The following is an 18,880-nucleotide window of genomic DNA, read 5'->3' as shown; positions in this document are numbered from 1 at the left end:
CTAGGTAAAAAAGCAGCCTGCATTTTACTCCATAGCGAATTATCTTCAAATGAGTACTGCGTTGCCAACGCCCTTATGTACTGGTTGTACACGGCGGGCGTTGTCGCCTTGTTCTCCTTTGAATCTAATTCACTATAAAAAGCTATGCTATGATGTGAGTCTTAATTTTGTTTACCAATGATTTTGATGCTTCAACAAGGACAACACCATGCCGAATTTAACTTCACGCTCGTTTTTGAAATTGCTGGACTTTACGCCTGCTGAAATCACGGCTTTGCTGGATTTAGCCGCCAAACTGAAAGCCGATAAAAAAAGCGGCAACGAAGTCCAACACATGAAAGGCAAACAAATCGCGCTGATTTTTGAAAAAACCAGCACGCGAACCCGTTGTGCGTTTGAAGTGGCAGCGCGAGACCAAGGCGCACATGTTACCTATCTTGAACCCAGCGGCAGCCAAATCGGACACAAAGAAAGCGTAAAAGACACCGCTCGCGTGTTGGGGCGTATGTATGACGCGATTGAATACCGCGGTTTTTCGCAATTGGTGGTGGAAGAATTGGCGCAATATTCAGGTGTGCCTGTGTACAACGGTTTAACAGACGAATTTCACCCCACGCAAATGCTTGCCGATTTGCTGACCATGCGCGAACACAGCGATAAGCCGTTGAACGAAATCAGCTATGCTTATTTGGGCGATGCGCGATTCAATATGGGCAATTCTTTGTTGATTGCAGGCGCGTTAATGGGTATGGACGTTCGCATTGCCGCGCCCACATCGTTGCAGCCTGCACCCGAATTGGTGGCAAAAATACGGCAAATCGCGCAAAAAACAGGCGCAAAAATCACGATTACCGACAATCCACAACAAGCGGTGCAGGGCGCGGATTTTGTTCACACCGACATTTGGGTTAGCATGGGCGAACCCGAAGCCGCATGGCGCGAACGCATTGATTTACTCAAACCATTCCAAGTGAATGCCAATTTAATGAACGCGACTGGCAATCCAAATGCGAAGTTTATGCACTGCTTGCCATCGTTCCACAACCGCGACACCAAAGTGGGGGAGTGGATTTACCAAACCTTTGGCATGGACGGCGTGGAAGTTACCGAAGACGTGTTTGAAAGCGCGGCAAGCATTGTGTTTGACCAAGCGGAAAACCGTATGCACACGATTAAAGCGGTGATGGTGGCGACTTTGGGGAATGTGGAGATTTAAATTACTTGGTTGCCCAATCGTATCCATTTAAATGAAAAATCAGCCTGCACATTTTGTTTATAGAAAATGCAGGCTGCTTTTTATAGTGGTTTAAATTTAGATTAGGACAAGGCGACAACGGCCGCCGTGTCCTAATCTAAATTTAAATCACTATAATCCCAAAACACTATTGAACATGAATCCAACCAACACCGAAATCATAGAATCCCTGCTAGACCATTTGTGGCTGCAAGAGCGTTTGGCAGACAACACCTTGCAAGCCTATCGCCGTGATTTAAACAAACTGGCAACTCGGTTGCAGCAAGAAAACACCGATTTTCTGCACGCAAGCAGCCTGCAATTAGCCAGTGCGATTTATTTGGCAGACGAAAGCCCGCGCACCCAATCGCGTTGCTTGTCGGCAGCCAAGCGACTGTATGCTTGGTTGATAGAACAAGGCAAACGCGCCGACAATCCGTGCCGCGATTTAAAAACCGCCAAATTGCCGCGCACCTTGCCACAGCTCATCACCGAAGCGCAAATAGACGCGCTGCTTGCCGCGCCCAATGTGGACACGCCACACGGTTTGCGCGATAAAGCCCTGCTGGAATTGATGTACGCCACAGGTTTGCGCGTGAGCGAAGCTATTGGTTTGCGCTTGCACGAACTCAAATTGCTGCAAGGCATGGTCAGCATCATTGGCAAGGGCGACAAACAGCGCATTGTGCCATTGGGCGAAGAAGCGATTTTTTGGCTGGAACGCTATCTGCACGAAGCCAGAGATACGCTGCTCAAAGGGGCAAACTGCGATGTCGTGTTCGTGTCGCAAAAATGCAATGGCATTACGCGCCAACTGGCATGGATGGCGGTCAATAAATACGCGCAACAAGTCGGCATAGTTGGCTTGTCACCGCACGGTTTGCGCCATGCCTTTGCCACGCATTTGGTCAATCACGGTGCGGATTTGCGCGTGGTACAACTGCTGCTCGGACACGCCAATTTAACGACAACGGAAATTTATACCCACGTTGCCAATGTGCGATTGAAGCAGGTGGTGGATACGCATCACCCAAGGTCATAAAAATTGTGTTAAAACAAACTACACAGTTTTAAAGTTTCGTATAATGTGTAACTTATAAAAAGTGCAGGCTGCTTGGCTTGCAAATCTAAAATTAACCTAAAAGGAACACAAAAATGACTGACCAAACCGTATGGAAAACCGCGCCTTTACACGCTACTGTTGACCATGTTTTATCGCGTTTTCACGATACGCACCGCGCTCAAATTGAACGCATTTTGCCTTTGCTGGACAAAGTGAGCAGCGTTCATGCCGACACGTTCCCAGCCGAACTCGTGCCTGTGGTACAACATTTGGGTGATGAATTGCAAATGCACATGCAAAAAGAAGAGCGCGTGCTATTCCCTATGATTAAGCAGGGCATGGGACGCAATGCCGCCATGCCTGTTCGCGTGATGATGATGGAACACGATGACCATTCTGCAACCATTGAGCAAGTGTTGAGCCTGACCGATAACCTGACTCCGCCAGCACAAGCGTGTGGTAGCTGGCAGCGTTTGTATGCCGAATTGCGCGAATTGGTTGATGATTTGCAACAGCATATTCAGTTGGAAAACCATATTTTATTCCCCCGCGCATTGGCTGAATAAGTTTGTTGGATAGATAAACAAAGTGCAGGCTGCTTTTTCTGAAACACGAAAAGCAGCCTGCACTTTTTTGTTATACCTAAATTCAATGCGCTCCACTTGCGGCACTTGCTACGGCAGCCTGCACCAACACACTGTCTTTGGCTTTCAATTCCACTGCGCCGCCTTGGCTGGGCAGCCATTTTTCTTCTACGCGCCATGTGCCTGCTTCGTCTTCCACGCGCACATACCAGTGAACGGTTTTGGGCAACGCGGCAAAAGTCGCTAAATATTCGCTTTTGTCGCCCGATTGCAGGCTGCTTGCTGCTTTGAGCGGTGCAACGTGGTCGGCATCTTTGCGCGCTGGGTGCAACAGCGTTAATTTAAGCGGTGCTTCGCGCTTGAAATCGCCCGACACAAACACTTTTGCCGCTGTGCCATCGGCATTGAACAGCACTTGTGCGACTATGCCACGTTTGGCGGCTTCTACATCGCGTTCCAGTTGCAGGTTGATGTGTTTGCCGTCTTTGTAATAATCGTCGCTCACTAAATCGGCAATATTATCGCTGGCGATTTTGAGCGTGATGAACGCGGCAATCACGACAATAATCGGGCCGCTCATCAGCAGCCAAAAGACTTTTTGTTTGTACCAAGGCTGCTGGTTGCGTTGTTCTTCGGGCGTGGGTTGCGCCATGTTTTATTCTCCAATAAAGATAGATTGTTCTTCAATATCACGTGCTTCGGTTGCAGGCTGCCCTTCGGTGCGATAGTGGAATGTGAACACGATTGGGTGGCTGCCTTTGTCGGCGTATTCGGGTTGCGTTGCCACTTGCACAGGCACGGTGATGATTTGTCCTGCTGGCACAAGCACGCCATTTTCGGGCAAACCTGTTAGGCGAATGTCTTTGAAACCTGTTACATCGGCTGTAACGATTTGCGGCTTGTCGCTGGCGTTGCTAATGCTTAAATTGTAGGCATTCTCCAGCATGCCTTCTTTGTTTTCGCGCACCATCACGCCGCGGTCTTTAATCACGTCAATTTGCATGGTTTGGCGCGTGGCAATGCCAACCAACAAGGCGATAATCGCGGCAAGCAGCATACCGCCATAACCCACCACTTTGGGGCGCAACAAATGTTTTTTGATGTCGGCATCGGTGTATTCGTGTTTTAACACGGCTTCGGTGGTGTAGCGAATCAAACCGCGTGGATAGCCCATTTTGTCCATGATTTCATCGCAAGCGTCAATGCAGGCTGCACAGCCAATACATTGGTATTGCAAGCCATTGCGAATATCAATGCCTGTTGGGCAAACTTGTACACAGGCGGTACAGTTAATGCAATCGCCCATGTCGTTATGTTCGGCATTTTTCTTACGCGCACCGCGTGGTTCGCCGCGTTCTTCGTCATACGAAATCACCAGCGTGTCGTGGTCAAACATCGCGCTTTGGAAGCGGGCATACGGACACATGTGCAAGCAAACTTGTTCGCGCATAATGTGTCCAAACAACCACGTTACCATGCCATAGAACGCGGCTGTTCCCAAGGCAACGCTGCCTGCTGTGCCGTTGAAAATGGCTGGCACAAAATCGCGGATTGGCGTAAACCAGCCTGCAAATGTGATGCCTGTCCACGCGGCGACGACAAAAATCAGCGTGTATTTAATCGCTTTAATGCGGATTTTTCTGGCGTTCCATGGCTCTTTGTCCAATTTCAAACGCTTGTTGCGGTCGCCTTCCACCAAGTGGTCAATCCACAACATGATTTCGGTGTACACGGTTTGTGGGCAAGAATAGCCGCACCACAAACGCCCTGCCACCGTTGTCCACCAAAACAAACCAAACGCCGACACAATCAGCAAACCAGTCAAATACAGCAAATCGGCTGGCTCAAACACCAAGCTGAAAATATAGAAATGTCGCCCTAAAATATCAAACCAAACGGCTTGACGACCGTCCCAGCTAATCCACGGCATGCCATAAAAAAATAGCTGCGTTGCCACAATCATAAAAATACGAATGTTGGCAAAGCGACCTTTGGCAAGTTTGGGGTGAATGCGTTTTGCGCCTTGATAAAGCTGTATGGTTTGTTCTTTTACGGGCGGTTTTTTGGGGGATTCGGTGGACATGGTTTGTGTTCCTTGTTTTTATTGATTTAAATTCGAACGGGACGGAATTATACGCCTTATTTATTGATTGTGCAGGCTGCTTTTTACCCATTTGCTTTACATCGCGTCATACACGTCGCGCACCACCGCTGCAATATCCGCAATGCCAGCCAACAAAGTTGCATCGTCTTGGGCAATATTCATGCGAATACACTCGTGTGCGTGGCGGAAGTTTGCCGTGTCTATGCCCACAAAAAAATGCTCGCTCGGAATAATCAACGTGCCGCGCTGTTTCAATTTTTCATACAATTCTTGCGATGTAATCGGCAAGTTTTCAAACCACAGCCACAAGAAAATCGCGCCTTCTGGCTGATGAATTTTGAGTGGATAACCGCGCAACTGTTCTTGCAAAGCCGACACCGCCAGCTCCGCTTGTTTTTGATAAAACGGCTTAATCACATTTTGCGCCAAATAGCTCAAATCGCCATTGCGGATTAACGGCGCAACCAAAGCTGCACCCAATCGCGTGGGCGCAAGGTTAATAATCGCATTCAAACTGCTAATCGCCTGTACCACTTTGGGCGCAGCCACCACAATCCCCGTCCGCACCCCAGGCAAACCAATTTTAGACAGACTAAAACACAAAATAATGTTGTCGTGCCAATTTAGCGTGGCTGGCGTGTGAATAATATTCGGAAACGGCATGCCATACGCATTATCAATAATCAAGGGAATACCGTGTTTTTGCGCCAAAGCGTCCAACCGCGCCATTTCGTCATCGGTTAGCACATTGCCAGTCGGGTTGGTTGGGCGCGAACAGCAAATCGCACCAATTTGTTGATTTTGCCAATGCGGCAGATTTTCCAGCGCGTCAAAGTCCACACGATATTTAAAAAAACCGTCTTTGCCATTGTGTTGCACATTTTGGATTTGCGGCGGCACGGCAACAAAATGTTTGCCCTGCACATGAGCATCGGCATAGCCAATGTATTCAGGCGCGAGCGGCAACAAAATGGATTTGTCGCCATCGTCAAATCGTCCGCCAAACAAGTTAAATAAATAGAAAAAAGCGTTTTGCGAACCGTTGGTTAGCGCGATGTTGTCGGCAGAAATGTCCCAGCCGTATGTTTCGCGAAAGAAATGAACCAGCACGCCAATCAACTTCGCATCGCCTTGTGGCGTGGAATAATTGCCCGCGCTTTCTATGCCTACGCCAGATGTAGCGATGTGGTGCAACATACGTTCATACGCCGCGTTCACTTCGTCCAAACGCGCAGGGTTGCCACCGCCGAGCATATTCATCGGTTTATCGCTGTTGAGTGCGTTGCCCAAGTCGTCCATGAGCTGCAAAATGCCCGTTTTTTGCGTGAATTTTTGTCCAAATTGTGAAAATTGCATGATTTTTTCCTGTGCGATAGAGATTGGTGCAAATTATAACGCAAGCAGCCTGCATCGTATCAAGGTGCAAATTGTTCATATAAAGCAGCCTGCACTATAATTTCCTTTTTTCACAACAGAGTAACACCATGCCCACTCTATACCTAATCCCCACACCATTGGGCGCAGCAGACACCCTCAGCCTGCTGCCCCACGAACAAGCCCAAATCCAACACATCACCGATTTTGTCGTAGAAGCCGAAAAAACCGCGCGTTCACATCTCAAACACATGGGTTTGCACAAACCAATCCGTGAATTAAGCCTACGCCCACTCAACGAACACACGCCCAAAACCGAAGTCGCTCAACTGCTGCAACCCCTGCACGAAGGGCGCGATTTAGGTTTAATCAGCGAAGCAGGTTGCCCAGCCATTGCCGACCCTGGTGCAGATTTAGTCGCACTGGCACACGAACACGGCTTTGAAGTGAAGCCATTGATAGGCGCGTCCAGCATTTTGCTCGCACTCATGGCATCGGGGGCGAATGGTCAATGTTTCGCGTTCAAAGGCTATTTGCCAGCCGACAAAGACCAACGTGCAGGCTGCTTGCGTGATTTGGAACAGCGTTCACGCCAAGCCAACGAAACGCAGTTGTTTATAGAAACGCCGTATCGCAACGATGCTTTGTTTGCCGATGCCATAAGCAGCCTGCACCCCAACACACGCCTGTGCATTGCCAGCGATTTGACTTTGCCAACCCAGTTGATTATCAGCCAACGCATTGTCGATTGGCGCAAAATGCGCGAACTGCCTGTGCTAAAAAAACGCCCGACCATGTTTGTGTTGCACGCGGAGTGACATAAATCAAAGAACCTGTATTCACAAACAACTATTTGATAAATTTTAATATTTGTGAAATATACCCTAGTTTAACAAAATTTTCAGCAGATAAATTCGTCTGCTCAAAATCTTTTGCTAAACGTCGAGACCAACCTAACCATGCAAACGTTCGTTCTACAATCCAACGTTTGGGCAGAATATGCCAAGAAATATCTTGAATTCTCTTTGAAATCTCAACAGTTAAACCCAATTGCTCTGATACTTCACGCTCAAATGTATTCCGATAACCTGCGTCTGCACAGAAACCTTTTAAACTCGGATAGGTCTCAAACGCTTTTTTTGCTACAAAAATACCTGCTTTGCTTGTTTTTGATGGATTAAACGTTTTTTTGAACCAATGCCAAAAGAATTCTATCCCATAAGCCTGATTGATTGGCTCTGCGATAGAAACTCCATACGGTTGAATAAGGTGGAAAATCATTGGGCAGCATACGCCACTGGCAACCTGTTTTGGTCATGTACAAAACGGCATTCACTAATTGACGTTTATCCCATTTGTAGTGGCGTAGCTGGTTAAAATATGGCTCAATCGCTTGCCATTGGGCATCTGTTAAGTCTGTTGGGTAGGATTTTCTAGTCATAAAGATATTTTATCATTTTTGTGAATACAGGTTCAAAAAAACCAAGCAGCCTGCATTTAAAAATAAGATTTGCATAGAAAATATGCTAAAATAACGCCACTTAAGATTAAGTGGAAAAGATATTGCTTAATCAATCTTTAACCCTTAAAAATGCACGATTTGGTTTGCTATAACCCAGATAAATCAAAGAAAAGCATATTTAAACATTTTAATTCAACATTCTATCAAGGAGCGTCATAAATGAAGCCAGCAAGCAAAAAGCGCATTTCAACGCAACTGCGCCAGCTCAATAAAATGCTGTGGGTAGCCTTTCCTTTGCTATCCTTGCCTTTTTATGCCCAAGCAGAAAACAATACCCAGTTTTCTAATTCATCATTAACAGGTATTCAAAAAACCTACGGACCAAACGTAACATTGGCTTTGTCGGTGGAGTTTCCAACTGCAGGTGCGGCGTATTCTACAGCAACCGAATTTACTGATGCCATGATGAGCCAAACCTTTTTGGGCTATTTCGACAACACCAAATGCTATAAATACGTTGCGCCAAATGACCCAGACGGTATGAAGGCGTTTGCTGATAATGGTTATAGTCAATACAGTGGCTCGGATAATGTATCCAAGGGTAAGAATGGACCATTACTTGCGCCCGATGGTACGCGAGCGTTGGCGGGTAAACGGCGCCCATGGATAGTCTATTATGATGGACGCAGACTCAGTATTCCGGATTCAGTACGCAGCAACAATATGCTTTATGAATCAATACGACAGAAAGAATTCTTCTTGCATGATAGTATGGATGCTGGTTCGGATGATAGTATGGGTACCAGTGGTGCAGTTAATCATAGATATGAAACGAAAGAGCGAGAATATTTCCAACCAACACGAACCGCCAGTACAAGCAATGGCATGGTGGGTGTTTGTGATGGTCCAAATGAATTTAGTGGTAACTTCATGAACTGGGCAACCATGTCGGCGATTGATATTTTCCGTCAAGCGATGACAGGTGGTAACCGTGCGCTGGGTGTTGCAAAAGACACAACCGCTTATGAGGCAGGCGATACGCAAACGCAAACGTTCTTGCGCCGTGCTAATGTGGTGCGTGAACAAAATGCGCACTATATGCAGCGTACAGTGGCTTTAAGTGAAGCCAATATTAAAAAAGTCTTGCCACATGATTATGCAGTAGATAATCCTCTTTTGGCGGATCGTGGTAAGGAATTGCCAAGTAATAAGTTTTTCTTATACAAGGGTTATATTCCACACCCATACGCATATCGTATTGGGTTGAATTCAATAGGGCGGTGGGAAGAGGAAACTCAACAAACCAGCATTAAGGCAATGACAGGTAGAGTTATATTGGCGACTCGTCGCCCATTGCTTGTACGTAACTCTGGTTTTGGCGTGGATTTCCGCCGTGCTGTTTATGACGAATCACATGGGGGTTGGTATCATAAAGTGTTTAGTCGGGATAAGTGGAGTCCACACACCGATTGGTGGAGTCGTGTTACTTGGATTGGTAACATCAACGATGGTCAAAATGGTCGCTATTGGGCGCCTGTTAAATCGCGTGTAATGCCTTATCAAGTAACCGTAGAAGCGTGTGTGCCAGGCAAATTGGAAGCCAACTGCGTGCGTCAGCCATCTGGTTCGTATAAGCCAGAAGGTTTGATGCAACAAAACGCGTCAACCATGCGTTTTGCAGCATTTGGTTACGCCAATATTGCAGGTAATACCGTGAGTGGTGGTGTGTTACGTAGCCGTATGCGTTATATCGCCAATCCAAATAAAGATGGGGCAACGGCAACAGGACCAGCTGTAAAATACCAAGAAGAGATTAACCCAAAAACAGGTCAGTTCTATGTGAACCCAGACCGCAATGCAGAAGAAACAGCAGCGCAGGCATTTGTGGTTAATACAGGCGATAAAAACTTGCCATCTTCTAATTTTGACAATTCGGGCACGATTAATTATCTGAACAAGTTTGGTGATTATAACAACTACAAAACCAATGACCCTGGTGCAGAGTTGTATTACACCGCATTGCGCTATTTGCGTAATAAAGGTTTCCCAGCGTTGTACAAAACCAAGTTAGCAGAAGCGACTCGTAGCAATATTACAAGAGAGGTTCGCGATAACTTCCCATTGATTGCCGACAATTGGGATAACCCATTAAACGTGTTCAGCGACAACACTACTTTGAATGTAGCGGATAACGTGTGTCGTCCAAACTATATTATCTATATTGGTGATACCAATACCCACGCTGATGCTTCATTGCCTGGCGGTTGGAATACGTCATACGATTCCAATGTGGATGACGACCAAGACATTCATGTGCGTAACTTGATTAACGAGAAAATCAGACCAAACGAACCTAGGTTGAGTTGGTGGAATGACAACTGGGGTGCAGATGCATCACCAGGTGGTGCAATGGCGGCATTGGCGTTGTGGGGTCGAACCAACGATTTGCAGCAGAATTTTGGTAAGCGTTTAAGTAGCTTTATGATTGATACGGTTGAGGATGGTAAATTTAAATCTGAAAATAATAATTATTGGTTGGCAGCCAAATACGGTGGCTTCAACGATTTAAATAATAATGGTGTACCTGATAAAGGCGAATGGGAAGCAACTTCTGCTTCGGATAAAGTGTCGGCGTTTGAAGCACCAGCGGTGTCTAATGGTACGCCACAGAACTTTGCGGTAGCCAACAACCCAACTTCAATGGTAGCAGCATTGAACCGTGCGTTTGAAGCCACAGCCACAGCCGAAGCACCTTCTGCAACCAGCTTGGGCACAACTAGCACCAAACCTTTGTCAGAACGCGGTAAAACTATGTTGTTGCAATCCGTGTTCCGCGACGCAACCACTGTGGTAGATGGTGCGCGTGTTAAAGTAGCATCGGGCGATGTGTTGGGATTGGAAGCAACCTTAAAAGGTCATAAGTTGGAGTACGAGAAAAAATGGTCGGCTGGCGAAAAATTGCAGGCTGCATTCCATAGTTCAGATAACTGGAAAAAACGCAAAGTGTTTACTCGTGCCAGTGCCAATAGCAGTGCAGTTCGTTTGGCAGACAACAATTCTGAGGTTGCAGCAGTCGTGAATGATTCAAATGCAGTAGATTTGATTAACTACGCTTTGGGTGCGAAAACGTATGAAAATGGCAGAAAATTCCGTATTCGTCCAAATCATTTGATGGGTACAGTGATTAACTCGCCAGTAGTAACCATTCCATCACGCACAGGCAGCGTTAGCACCGTGGCAGGTAGCTGTACTTATCCTGCATCTGCCAATATTAGCTCGCGTGCAAATCGCCATGTGGTAGCAGCCAATGATGGTATGTTCTATGTGTTGAACTCGTCAGGTCAGGAAATTGCATCGTATATGCCATCAACTGCGTTGAGTCAGTTGGCACGTTATGCGTCGCCAAATTACAGCCATTTCTTTATGAATGACGGTATTGCCGCTACTTCTGAAGTATGTTTTGACACGGGTAATGGCAAGGGTGATGGCAAGGCGCATACGGTAGTAGTTGGCACAGCAGGTCGCGGTGGTAACAGCGTGTATGCGTTGGATTTGACTGACCCAACTACTTTGGAAGCCAAAGATATGCTGTGGGAATTCACAGATGCTGGTTTGGGTAAGAGCTTGTTTGCACCAATTATCACGCATGACAATACAGGCACACCTGTGGCGATTGTGAGTGGTGGTTATAACGCAAGCGAAGACACTGGTTACATCTATATTCTGAAATTGAACAAGGGTGCAAATGAACCATGGAGTGAAGATACCAACAATACTGCCCCATGGCAAAATGGTAAAAACTGGTATCGCATCAAGTTGGGTAAAGGTGGTGTAGGTGAATTGTTTGCTTACCAAACCGAAGCACGCACCGTTGCAGCTGTGTATGCAGGCGATTTAGAAGGCAAGCTGTGGAAGGTATCGCAAAATGCTGAAGGTCGCTTTGTAGCAGGTTATGTGGATAGCGCAAATAATGCGTTGCCTATCTTCAAAACAGCAGACAACACGTCTATTGTGGGTGCGCCTTTTGCACAAATCGTAGGTGGTAAAACGTATGTTGTGTTTATTACTGGTCGCTACTTCAACAAGAGCGATTTGCCTAGTACAACCAAAACAGTACAAAACTACGCATACGGCATTATCGAGAGCAAAATCGGCGATAACCGCACGCCAACTGGTAGCGGTGCATTGATTGACGATAGCACTAACTTGTTGCAACAAAGCGTGAATGAGAAAATTGTTCCAGATAGCGTGCCACAAACTGTGTTCTATACGGTTACGAATAACCAAATTACCAACCAGCATCAAGGTTGGAAGTTGAAACTGCAAAAAAACTGGCTGAGTATCGATAAGAGTGCGATTCGCGGCAAACGTGTTGCAGAGTTTAGCGCAGTGAATCCGTTGGCGACCGATGTGGCTAGTGCTGGTAATATGTGTACCGAAAACGGTTCGACTTATTCGTTGTCAGTTAATGTGTTCAATGGTGGTGTGTACAACAAACCTATCTATGACACAAACGGCGATGGTAAGTTTACCGAAGCAGATACTTTGGTATCTGTGGCTGGTCAGGCTGGTATTTTGACTCGCTTAACCGAAGTTTCTACCGAGTTCGGTCGTATTGTTGGCGGTATCAACAGTATGGGTAACATGATTCAAATGCCAAAAGACAATATTACCAGCGACCCTGTGGTGAAACGTGTATCTTGGCGCGAGATTTTCTAATCGCGATTAGCTGAAAAACAAACGGCACTTGTGTAAAAAGCAAGTGCCGTTTTTTGTCATATTTTGGTCAGACTTAAAGTGCAGGCTGCTTTTTTAGCCAAAATCGCGTAAAATCCGCTCTAATTTCTTTATAAATATAGTGGATTAAATTTAGATTAGGACAAGGCGACAACGACCGCCGTGTACAACCTAGTACATAAGGGAGTTGGCAACGCTGTACTAATCTAAATTTAATTCACTATAACATAAAGCAGCCTGCACTTTTCTGAATGCAGGCTGCTTGCAATATAAACAGGTACAAAAACATGATTTACCCAAAAACCTACGATGTGATTGTAGTCGGTGGCGGACACGCTGGCACGGAAGCCGCACTCGCCGCTGCTCGCATGGGCGCACAAACGCTATTACTCACTCACAATATTGAAACGCTCGGACAAATGTCGTGCAATCCGTCTATTGGCGGTATTGGCAAAGGGCATTTGGTGCGCGAATTGGACGCGCTCGGCGGTGCAATGGCGTTGGCGACCGATATGTCGGGCATTCAATTTCGCCATTTAAACGCCAGCAAAGGCGCAGCCGTCCGCGCCACTCGCGCCCAAGCCGACCGCATTTTGTATAAAGCAGCGATTCGCCATATGCTTGAAAATCAACCGAATTTGGAATTGTTCCAACAAGCGGTTGATGATGTTACGTTGGACGGCGACCGTATTTCGGGCGTGATTACCGCGATGGGCGTTGAGTTCAAGGCGAGAGCGGTGGTTTTGACGGCTGGTACATTTTTATCAGGCAAAATCCATATTGGTTTAAATAATTATGCTGGTGGACGCGCTGGCGACCCTGCCGCTCAATCGTTGGGCGGACGTTTGCGCGAATTGAATTTGCCACAAGGCAGACTGAAAACAGGTACGCCACCGCGTATTGACGGACGAACCATTGATTTTTCAAAATTGACTGAACAAGCAGGCGATACGCCTGTTCCCGTGTTTTCCGTGCGCGGCAATGCGGCGATGCACCCACAACAAATCTCGTGCTGGATTACCCATACCAACGAGCAAACCCACGACATTATCCGCAGTGGTTTTGACCGCAGCCCGATGTTTACAGGCAAAATTGAAGGCGTAGGGCCGCGTTATTGTCCGTCTATTGAAGACAAAATCAATCGTTTTGCCGACAAAGACAGCCACCAAATTTTCCTAGAACCCGAAGGCTTGACCACCAACGAATATTATCCGAATGGCATTTCCACCAGTTTGCCGTTTGATATTCAGATTGGCTTGGTTCGCAGTATGAAAGGCTTGGAAAACGCACATATTTTGCGAGCAGGTTATGCGATTGAATACGATTATTTTGACCCACGCAATCTCAAAGCCAGCTTGGAAACCAAAACCATTGCAGGGCTGTTTTTTGCAGGACAAATCAACGGCACAACAGGCTACGAAGAAGCCGCCGCGCAAGGCTTGTTGGCAGGCGCAAACGCGGTGCAATTTATCCGCGAACAAGACCCTTTGTTGTTGAGACGCGAACAAGCGTATTTGGGCGTGTTGGTTGATGATTTGATTACCAAAGGCGTAAACGAGCCGTATCGTATGTTTACCAGCCGTGCGGAATACCGTTTGCAGTTGCGCGAAGACAATGCGGATATGCGTTTGACGGAATTGGGCTATCAAATTGGTTTGGTGTCGGAAGAACAATGGCGAGCGTTTGATACCAAGCGCGAACAAATTGAACAAGAAATTCAGCGTTTGCGTGGCACTTGGTACACGCCACAAAAGCTGTCTGAAAGCGAACAAATGCGCGTATTTGGACAAAAATTAAGCCGTGAAGCGAATTTGCACGATTTATTGCGCCGTCCGAATTTGAATTATGCGAACTTGATGACTTTGCCCAACGCGCTGCCTGAAAATCCGTTGCCCAACAACGTGGTAGAGCAAGTGGAAATTCAAGTGAAATATCAAGGCTATATTGACCGCCAAAACGATGAAATTGCTGAACGCAAAGACATTGAAACGATGAAACTGCCAGCCGATATTGATTACGCGAAAGTGAAAGGTTTATCGGCGGAAGTCCAACAAAAACTGAACGCCCACAAACCTGAAACGCTTGGACAAGCATCACGCATTCAAGGGATTACGCCAGCGAGTGTGGCTTTGTTGATGGTACATTTGAGACGTGGGTTTAAGGACGCGAAGTAAGCATAAAAAAGCAGCCTGCAAATATGTGCAGGCTGCTTTTATTCACAAAATCCCATTCTGCTTCAACAGCGCAGTCGCATCGGGCGTACGTCCTTGGAATTGCTTGAACAGCTCCATTGCTGCCACCGAGCCGCCTGCTGCCAACACGCTATCGGCAAATGCTTTGCCTGTGCTGCGGTTGAACACGCCGTCTTGCTCAAAGCGCGTGAACGCATCGGCGGCAAGCACATCTGCCCACATATAGCTGTAATAGCCTGCCGCGTAGCCGCCCGAAAAAATATGCGAGAACGTGTTGGCGCGTCTTGCCCACGCAGGTTCGGGCAACACGGCAACGCTGTTTTGAATGCTGGCATTCACGCGTGTGGCGGCGTTGGCTGGGTGTTGCGTTTGCGTGTGCAAGCGGAAATCCAACAAGCCGTATTCCAACTGGCGCAACATAAATTGTCCTGCTTGGAAGTTTTTGGCGGACAAGATTTTGTGTAGCCATTCCGCTGGCAAAGGTTCGCCTGTTTCGTAGTGCGTGGCGATGAGCGGCAAGGCATCGGCATTCCAACACCAATTTTCGAGCAGCTGGCTGGGGAATTCCACCGCGTCCCAAGCGACGCCGTTTGTGCCTGCCACCGCTGCCACATCAACTTGCGTCAGCATATGGTGCAAACAATGCCCAAATTCGTGGAACAGCGTAATCGCTTCATCGTGCAGCAGCAAAGACGGTTTGCCTGCCACAGGTTGAGAAAAATTGCACACCAACAAGGCAACAGGCAGTTGCAGGCTGCCATCGGACAATTTGGCGCGGTCTATTAAGCCGTTCATCCACGCGCCGCCGTTTTTGTGTTCTCGCGCATACAAATCGGTATAAAACGATGCGATGTGTTGATTTTGTTGATTGAATACGCGGTAAAAACGTACATCTTCGTGCCAAACATCTGCCGAAGCAGCCTGCACTTTGATGCCAAACAAGCGTTGCGCGATGTCAAACAAACCTGCCAATACGCGCTGTTCGGGGAAATACGGTCGCAGCAATTCTTTGTCCACCGAATAACGCTCCGCTTTCATTTGGTTGGCAAGGTAATTCAAATCCCACAGTTGCAGCTCGGTCGGTTCGCCTTTTTCGGCGGCAAAGTCGCGCAAATCCGCTAAATCTTGCACGGCTTTGGGGCGGACTTTTTGGACTAAATCGTTCAAAAAATCCAGCACTTGTGTGGGGCTTTCTGCCATTTTGGTTGCCAACGACAATTCGGCGTAGTTTTTAAAGCCGAGCAAAGCAGCCTGCTCTTGGCGCAATTTTAGAATTTCGTCTATCACAGGCGAGTTGTTGGTTTTGCCTGCGCTGGCTTGCGTCATGTAGGCGCGATAGCTTTGTTCGCGCAAACTGCGGTTTTTGGCATAGGTTTGAATGGCGATGTAGCTGGGGTAATCCAAAGTAAAGCGATAGCCCGTTTTGCCCTTGCTTTTTGCCGATTCCAAAGCAGCCTGCAATGCCGATTCGGGCAAGCCAGCCAAATCGTTTGGATTGCTGATGATTTTTTCCCATGCCATACGCGAATCTTTGACTTGGTTATCAAAGCGGGTGGATAGCGCGGCAAGGCGTTTATTGATGGCGGCAAAACGGCGTTGCTGGGCGGCATTGAGTGCTACGCCCGATAATTTAAATCCCAACAAAGCATCGTCAATCGCTTTGGTTTGGGCGACGTTGAGTGCAGGCTGCTTTTTCAGTTGCAAAAAGGCGCGATACGATGCTTGGTGCATACCAGCCCAGCTATCAAAATCGCTGTATTGGTTTTCGGCTTGGCTGTACGCCGTGCGAAAGTCGGGCGTGTCGCGCACCGAATGCAAATGCGATACGACTGACCATGCGCGGCTTAAACGGTTGCCATAATCCGCCAGTGGCAAGTAGTAGCTGTCCCAAGTGGGTGCAGGCTGCTTGGATAACTGTTCAATTTGTTGGCGATATTCCTTAATCAAAAAGGCAATGGCTGGTACAACGTGAGCAGCCTGCACTTGCGAAAAGCGCGGCAAATCGGAAAAATCCAACAAGGGGTTGTTTTGTAACGCGGCTGGAATGGCATAGCTGCTATGTTTGGGCGATTGAGCAAACGCTGGAAAATGCGCCGCCGCCAAAGCAAACGCGCTGATTTTTAGGAAAGTTCGTCTTTGCATGATGGGAGTCCTTGTTGTGATGAATACAAACGGTTTTTGTTGGGTCGCGACCATAGATAAGATATCTACACAACGTAATCGTTCAAAATTGCATCAACGTTGCGATAACTGAGAATCTGCCCCTCTCCCACAGGAGGGGGCAGTGCACAGTAGTTACTTCTTCTGCCAAGCGCGTTTAAGCATAAATACATAATCGCGCCACGTTAGCACAGGGCGGTTGTTGAAAATATCATACTGATTTTGTGCCAACTTCTGCAAAATAGTATCGCCGCCCAGCACAATCAATCGCAATTCAAAACCCAATCGCCCACGCAAGGTTTTGCCCAACGGTGCGCCTGCATACAGCATTTTTTTGGCTTTATCGCATTCGTATTTCAACAATTTTTTGAGCGATGGCGATAAGCAGCCTGCACGCAAATCGTCTTCGGATACGCCAAATTTTTGCATGTCTTCTTGTGGCAAATACACGCGGTTTTTTTGCCAATCTATCGCTACATCTTGCCAAAAATTGATGAGCTGCAAGGCGGTGCAAATGCCATCGCTTTGGGCAATGGATTTGGCATCGTGTTCGCCATACAAATGCAAAATAATCCGCCCAACTGGGTTGGCAGAACGCTTGGCATAATATACCAATTCACCAAAATTTTGGTAACGCAATTTGTGTGTGTCTTGGGTAAACGCCGACAGCAAATCGTAAAACGGTTGCAAAGGCAGGGCAAAGGGCGCAATCGCTTCACGCTGCAAACGCTGCATTAAAGCGGTTTGTGGGGTTTGCTCTGCGCCAATGCGGTCTAGTTCTTGCACCAATTCGTGCAGGCTGCTTTGTCGTTGTTCGGGCGTGGCGTTGCCTTCGTCTGCCAAATCGTCTGCAAATCGGGCAAAGGCATAGACGGCATGAATGGGTCGGCGCAATCGGCGTGGCAGCAAGATTGAACCGACTGGGAAATTTTCGTAATGATTGGGTGCGCTCATGTGAATTGTCCTTGTTGATGACAGCGAAAAAAGGTTAGCAAAGTGTTGGGCAGCCAGTTTAAATGTCCGCGCCCATTGCCGCCAACAAAGCCGCAATGTCCGCCGTGCTTGGGTTGCAATAGGCAAACTTGGGGCGATACATCGCGTTCGGTTGGCAAATAAGTGGCAGGCAAAAATGGGTCGTTTTGCGCGTTGAGCAGCAGCGTGGGAATGCGTATGCGCGATAAATAGGGCAGGGCAGACGAGCGTGTGTAGTAGTCATCTTTATCGGCAAAACCGTGAATCGGTGCGGTGTAGGCATTGTCAAACGCACCCAAGCTGCGGATTTTTGCGCCTGCGATTTTGGGGACTTTTTTCATGAGCGTGGACAAAAAATACGGTGTGTACAACACATACGGCAAACCGCGTTCCAAAGCATCGCCAGCGGCATTGAGGTTTACGGGCGATGACACCACACAAGCAGCCTGCACGGGCGTGTTGTTACCCTGTTCGCCCAAATATTTTGCCAACGCATTGCCGCCCAACGATACACCCACCACATACAACTGCGCGTAGCGTTGCGCCAACACATGGAGCATATGCGCCACTTCGCGCGTGTCGCCGCTGTGATACAAACGCTTTGCTGCCACGCCACCGCAACTGCGAAAATGCGCCACCACGCCATGCCAACCAGCAGCTTGCACCGCGTGCATCAATTCCACCGCATAATGGCTGCGACTGCTGCCTTCCAAACCGTGTAGCAACACCACGCAAGGCGCGTTGTCTTGTGGTGCGTCAATAAAATCGTAGGCGGCAAGGTCTTCGCCATAGCTATCGGCAATCAATTCGCGGCGATAATGGGGCGCGGTGCGTTGCAAGGATTTGGCATACAGCGTTTCTTTGTTGCCGCCCTGCAACCAGCGTGGCGGCAAAAGTGGCGGAATTTGGTCTAAAAAAGTTTGAAAAGTGGACATGATTTGTGTGATTGAGTTGATGTGAGTAGGCGAAGTATAAAGGATTCAAGCAGCCTGCACATC

The 18,880-nt window shown here is 47.6% G+C and carries 14 protein-coding genes; 6 read left to right on the top strand and 8 right to left on the bottom strand.

Annotated features, from left to right (window positions below):
• The first annotated feature begins 208 nt into the window (after positions 1–208).
• The 3 genes from argF (at position 209) to DQN52_RS00485 (ending at position 2,863) form a co-directional block, all read left to right on the top strand.
• Complete coding sequence (gene argF, locus DQN52_RS00495) at positions 209–1,216, top strand: ornithine carbamoyltransferase (protein ID WP_003787246.1); 1,008 nt, start codon at positions 209–211, stop codon at positions 1,214–1,216.
• Between the two features lie 175 nt (positions 1,217–1,391).
• Positions 1,392–2,276, top strand: coding sequence for a site-specific tyrosine recombinase XerD (gene xerD / locus DQN52_RS00490; protein WP_003787248.1), 885 nt, complete (start codon positions 1,392–1,394; stop codon positions 2,274–2,276).
• Between the two features lie 113 nt (positions 2,277–2,389).
• Complete coding sequence (locus tag DQN52_RS00485) at positions 2,390–2,863, top strand: hemerythrin domain-containing protein (protein WP_003787249.1); 474 nt, start codon at positions 2,390–2,392, stop codon at positions 2,861–2,863.
• Positions 2,864–2,945: 82 nt separating this feature from the next.
• Here the strand turns inward: DQN52_RS00485 and DQN52_RS00480 are convergent, their stop codons facing one another.
• The 3 genes from DQN52_RS00480 to DQN52_RS00470 all read right to left on the bottom strand — a co-directional run bounded on the left by DQN52_RS00480 (position 2,946) and on the right by DQN52_RS00470 (position 6,341).
• The gene (locus DQN52_RS00480; RefSeq protein ID WP_003787254.1) at positions 2,946–3,533 is read right to left on the bottom strand and encodes a FixH family protein; all 588 of its coding nucleotides are present in this window, start codon (positions 3,531–3,533) and stop codon (positions 2,946–2,948) included.
• 3 nt (positions 3,534–3,536) lie between these two features.
• Positions 3,537–4,964 (bottom strand): cytochrome c oxidase accessory protein CcoG, encoded by a 1,428-nt coding sequence (gene ccoG, locus DQN52_RS00475; RefSeq protein ID WP_003787256.1) that lies wholly within the window; start codon positions 4,962–4,964, stop codon positions 3,537–3,539.
• A gap of 96 nt (positions 4,965–5,060) precedes the next feature.
• Positions 5,061–6,341, bottom strand: coding sequence for a valine--pyruvate transaminase (locus DQN52_RS00470; protein WP_003787257.1), 1,281 nt, complete (start codon positions 6,339–6,341; stop codon positions 5,061–5,063).
• Positions 6,342–6,469: 128 nt separating this feature from the next.
• Between DQN52_RS00470 and DQN52_RS00465 the strand changes: the two genes are divergently transcribed.
• A complete protein-coding gene (locus DQN52_RS00465; RefSeq protein ID WP_003787259.1) occupies positions 6,470–7,177 on the top strand; it encodes an SAM-dependent methyltransferase in 708 nt (235 codons plus the stop codon).
• Between the two features lie 31 nt (positions 7,178–7,208).
• On the opposite strand, the gene DQN52_RS00460 is transcribed toward DQN52_RS00465, so the two are convergent.
• Both DQN52_RS00460 and DQN52_RS11055 read right to left on the bottom strand, forming a co-directional pair.
• Positions 7,209–7,640 carry a transposase gene (locus DQN52_RS00460; RefSeq protein WP_111694396.1) on the bottom strand — a complete coding sequence of 144 codons (432 nt, stop codon included), beginning with the start codon at positions 7,638–7,640 and terminating at the stop codon, positions 7,209–7,211.
• The gene (locus DQN52_RS11055; RefSeq protein ID WP_071461654.1) at positions 7,537–7,800 is read right to left on the bottom strand and encodes a transposase; all 264 of its coding nucleotides are present in this window, start codon (positions 7,798–7,800) and stop codon (positions 7,537–7,539) included. The genes DQN52_RS00460 and DQN52_RS11055 overlap by 104 nt, the downstream gene beginning before the upstream one ends.
• Before the next feature lie 240 nt (positions 7,801–8,040).
• Between DQN52_RS11055 and DQN52_RS00450 the strand changes: the two genes are divergently transcribed.
• Both DQN52_RS00450 and mnmG read left to right on the top strand, forming a co-directional pair.
• Positions 8,041–12,540, top strand: coding sequence for a pilus assembly protein (locus DQN52_RS00450; RefSeq protein WP_003787260.1), 4,500 nt, complete (start codon positions 8,041–8,043; stop codon positions 12,538–12,540).
• A 305-nt stretch (positions 12,541–12,845) separates the two neighbouring features.
• The gene (gene mnmG / locus DQN52_RS00445; RefSeq protein WP_019389758.1) at positions 12,846–14,732 is read left to right on the top strand and encodes a tRNA uridine-5-carboxymethylaminomethyl(34) synthesis enzyme MnmG; all 1,887 of its coding nucleotides are present in this window, start codon (positions 12,846–12,848) and stop codon (positions 14,730–14,732) included.
• A 42-nt stretch (positions 14,733–14,774) separates the two neighbouring features.
• Here the strand turns inward: mnmG and DQN52_RS00440 are convergent, their stop codons facing one another.
• The 3 genes from DQN52_RS00440 to DQN52_RS00430 form a co-directional block, all read right to left on the bottom strand.
• Positions 14,775–16,892, bottom strand: a complete 2,118-nt coding sequence (locus tag DQN52_RS00440) for a M3 family metallopeptidase (RefSeq protein ID WP_080561234.1) — start codon at positions 16,890–16,892, stop codon at positions 14,775–14,777.
• A gap of 153 nt (positions 16,893–17,045) precedes the next feature.
• Positions 17,046–17,864, bottom strand: a complete 819-nt coding sequence (hpnC, locus tag DQN52_RS00435) for a squalene synthase HpnC (RefSeq protein ID WP_003787265.1) — start codon at positions 17,862–17,864, stop codon at positions 17,046–17,048.
• Complete coding sequence (locus DQN52_RS00430) at positions 17,861–18,817, bottom strand: YheT family hydrolase (protein ID WP_003787268.1); 957 nt, start codon at positions 18,815–18,817, stop codon at positions 17,861–17,863. Before DQN52_RS00430 ends, hpnC begins: the two co-directional genes overlap by 4 nt.
• Positions 18,818–18,880 lie beyond the last annotated feature (63 nt).

It is taken from the genome of Kingella kingae (genome assembly GCF_900475905.1).
GTDB classification, from domain to species: Bacteria; Pseudomonadota; Gammaproteobacteria; order Burkholderiales; family Neisseriaceae; genus Kingella; species Kingella kingae.
Note: the sequence above shows the minus strand (reverse complement) of the source record. Positions and strands in the feature narration are given on the sequence as shown.

Excerpts from the sequence above, each read along its gene's own strand:
- DQN52_RS00485 (WP_003787249.1), top strand. The coding sequence starts at position 2,390 with ATGACTGACCAAACCGTATGGAAAACCGCGCCTTTACACGCTACTGTT.
- DQN52_RS00480 (WP_003787254.1), bottom strand. The coding sequence starts at position 3,533 with ATGGCGCAACCCACGCCCGAAGAACAACGCAACCAGCAGCCTTGGTAC.
- DQN52_RS00470 (WP_003787257.1), bottom strand. The coding sequence starts at position 6,341 with ATGCAATTTTCACAATTTGGACAAAAATTCACGCAAAAAACGGGCATT.
- DQN52_RS11055 (WP_071461654.1), bottom strand. The coding sequence starts at position 7,800 with ATGACTAGAAAATCCTACCCAACAGACTTAACAGATGCCCAATGGCAA.
- DQN52_RS00460 (WP_111694396.1), bottom strand. The coding sequence starts at position 7,640 with ATGATTTTCCACCTTATTCAACCGTATGGAGTTTCTATCGCAGAGCCA.
- argF (WP_003787246.1), top strand. The coding sequence starts at position 209 with ATGCCGAATTTAACTTCACGCTCGTTTTTGAAATTGCTGGACTTTACG.
- DQN52_RS00450 (WP_003787260.1), top strand. The coding sequence starts at position 8,041 with ATGAAGCCAGCAAGCAAAAAGCGCATTTCAACGCAACTGCGCCAGCTC.
- DQN52_RS00430 (WP_003787268.1), bottom strand. The coding sequence starts at position 18,817 with ATGTCCACTTTTCAAACTTTTTTAGACCAAATTCCGCCACTTTTGCCG.
- mnmG (WP_019389758.1), top strand. The coding sequence starts at position 12,846 with ATGATTTACCCAAAAACCTACGATGTGATTGTAGTCGGTGGCGGACAC.
- DQN52_RS00440 (WP_080561234.1), bottom strand. The coding sequence starts at position 16,892 with ATGCAAAGACGAACTTTCCTAAAAATCAGCGCGTTTGCTTTGGCGGCG.
- hpnC (WP_003787265.1), bottom strand. The coding sequence starts at position 17,864 with ATGAGCGCACCCAATCATTACGAAAATTTCCCAGTCGGTTCAATCTTG.
- xerD (WP_003787248.1), top strand. The coding sequence starts at position 1,392 with ATGAATCCAACCAACACCGAAATCATAGAATCCCTGCTAGACCATTTG.
- ccoG (WP_003787256.1), bottom strand. The coding sequence starts at position 4,964 with ATGTCCACCGAATCCCCCAAAAAACCGCCCGTAAAAGAACAAACCATA.
- DQN52_RS00465 (WP_003787259.1), top strand. The coding sequence starts at position 6,470 with ATGCCCACTCTATACCTAATCCCCACACCATTGGGCGCAGCAGACACC.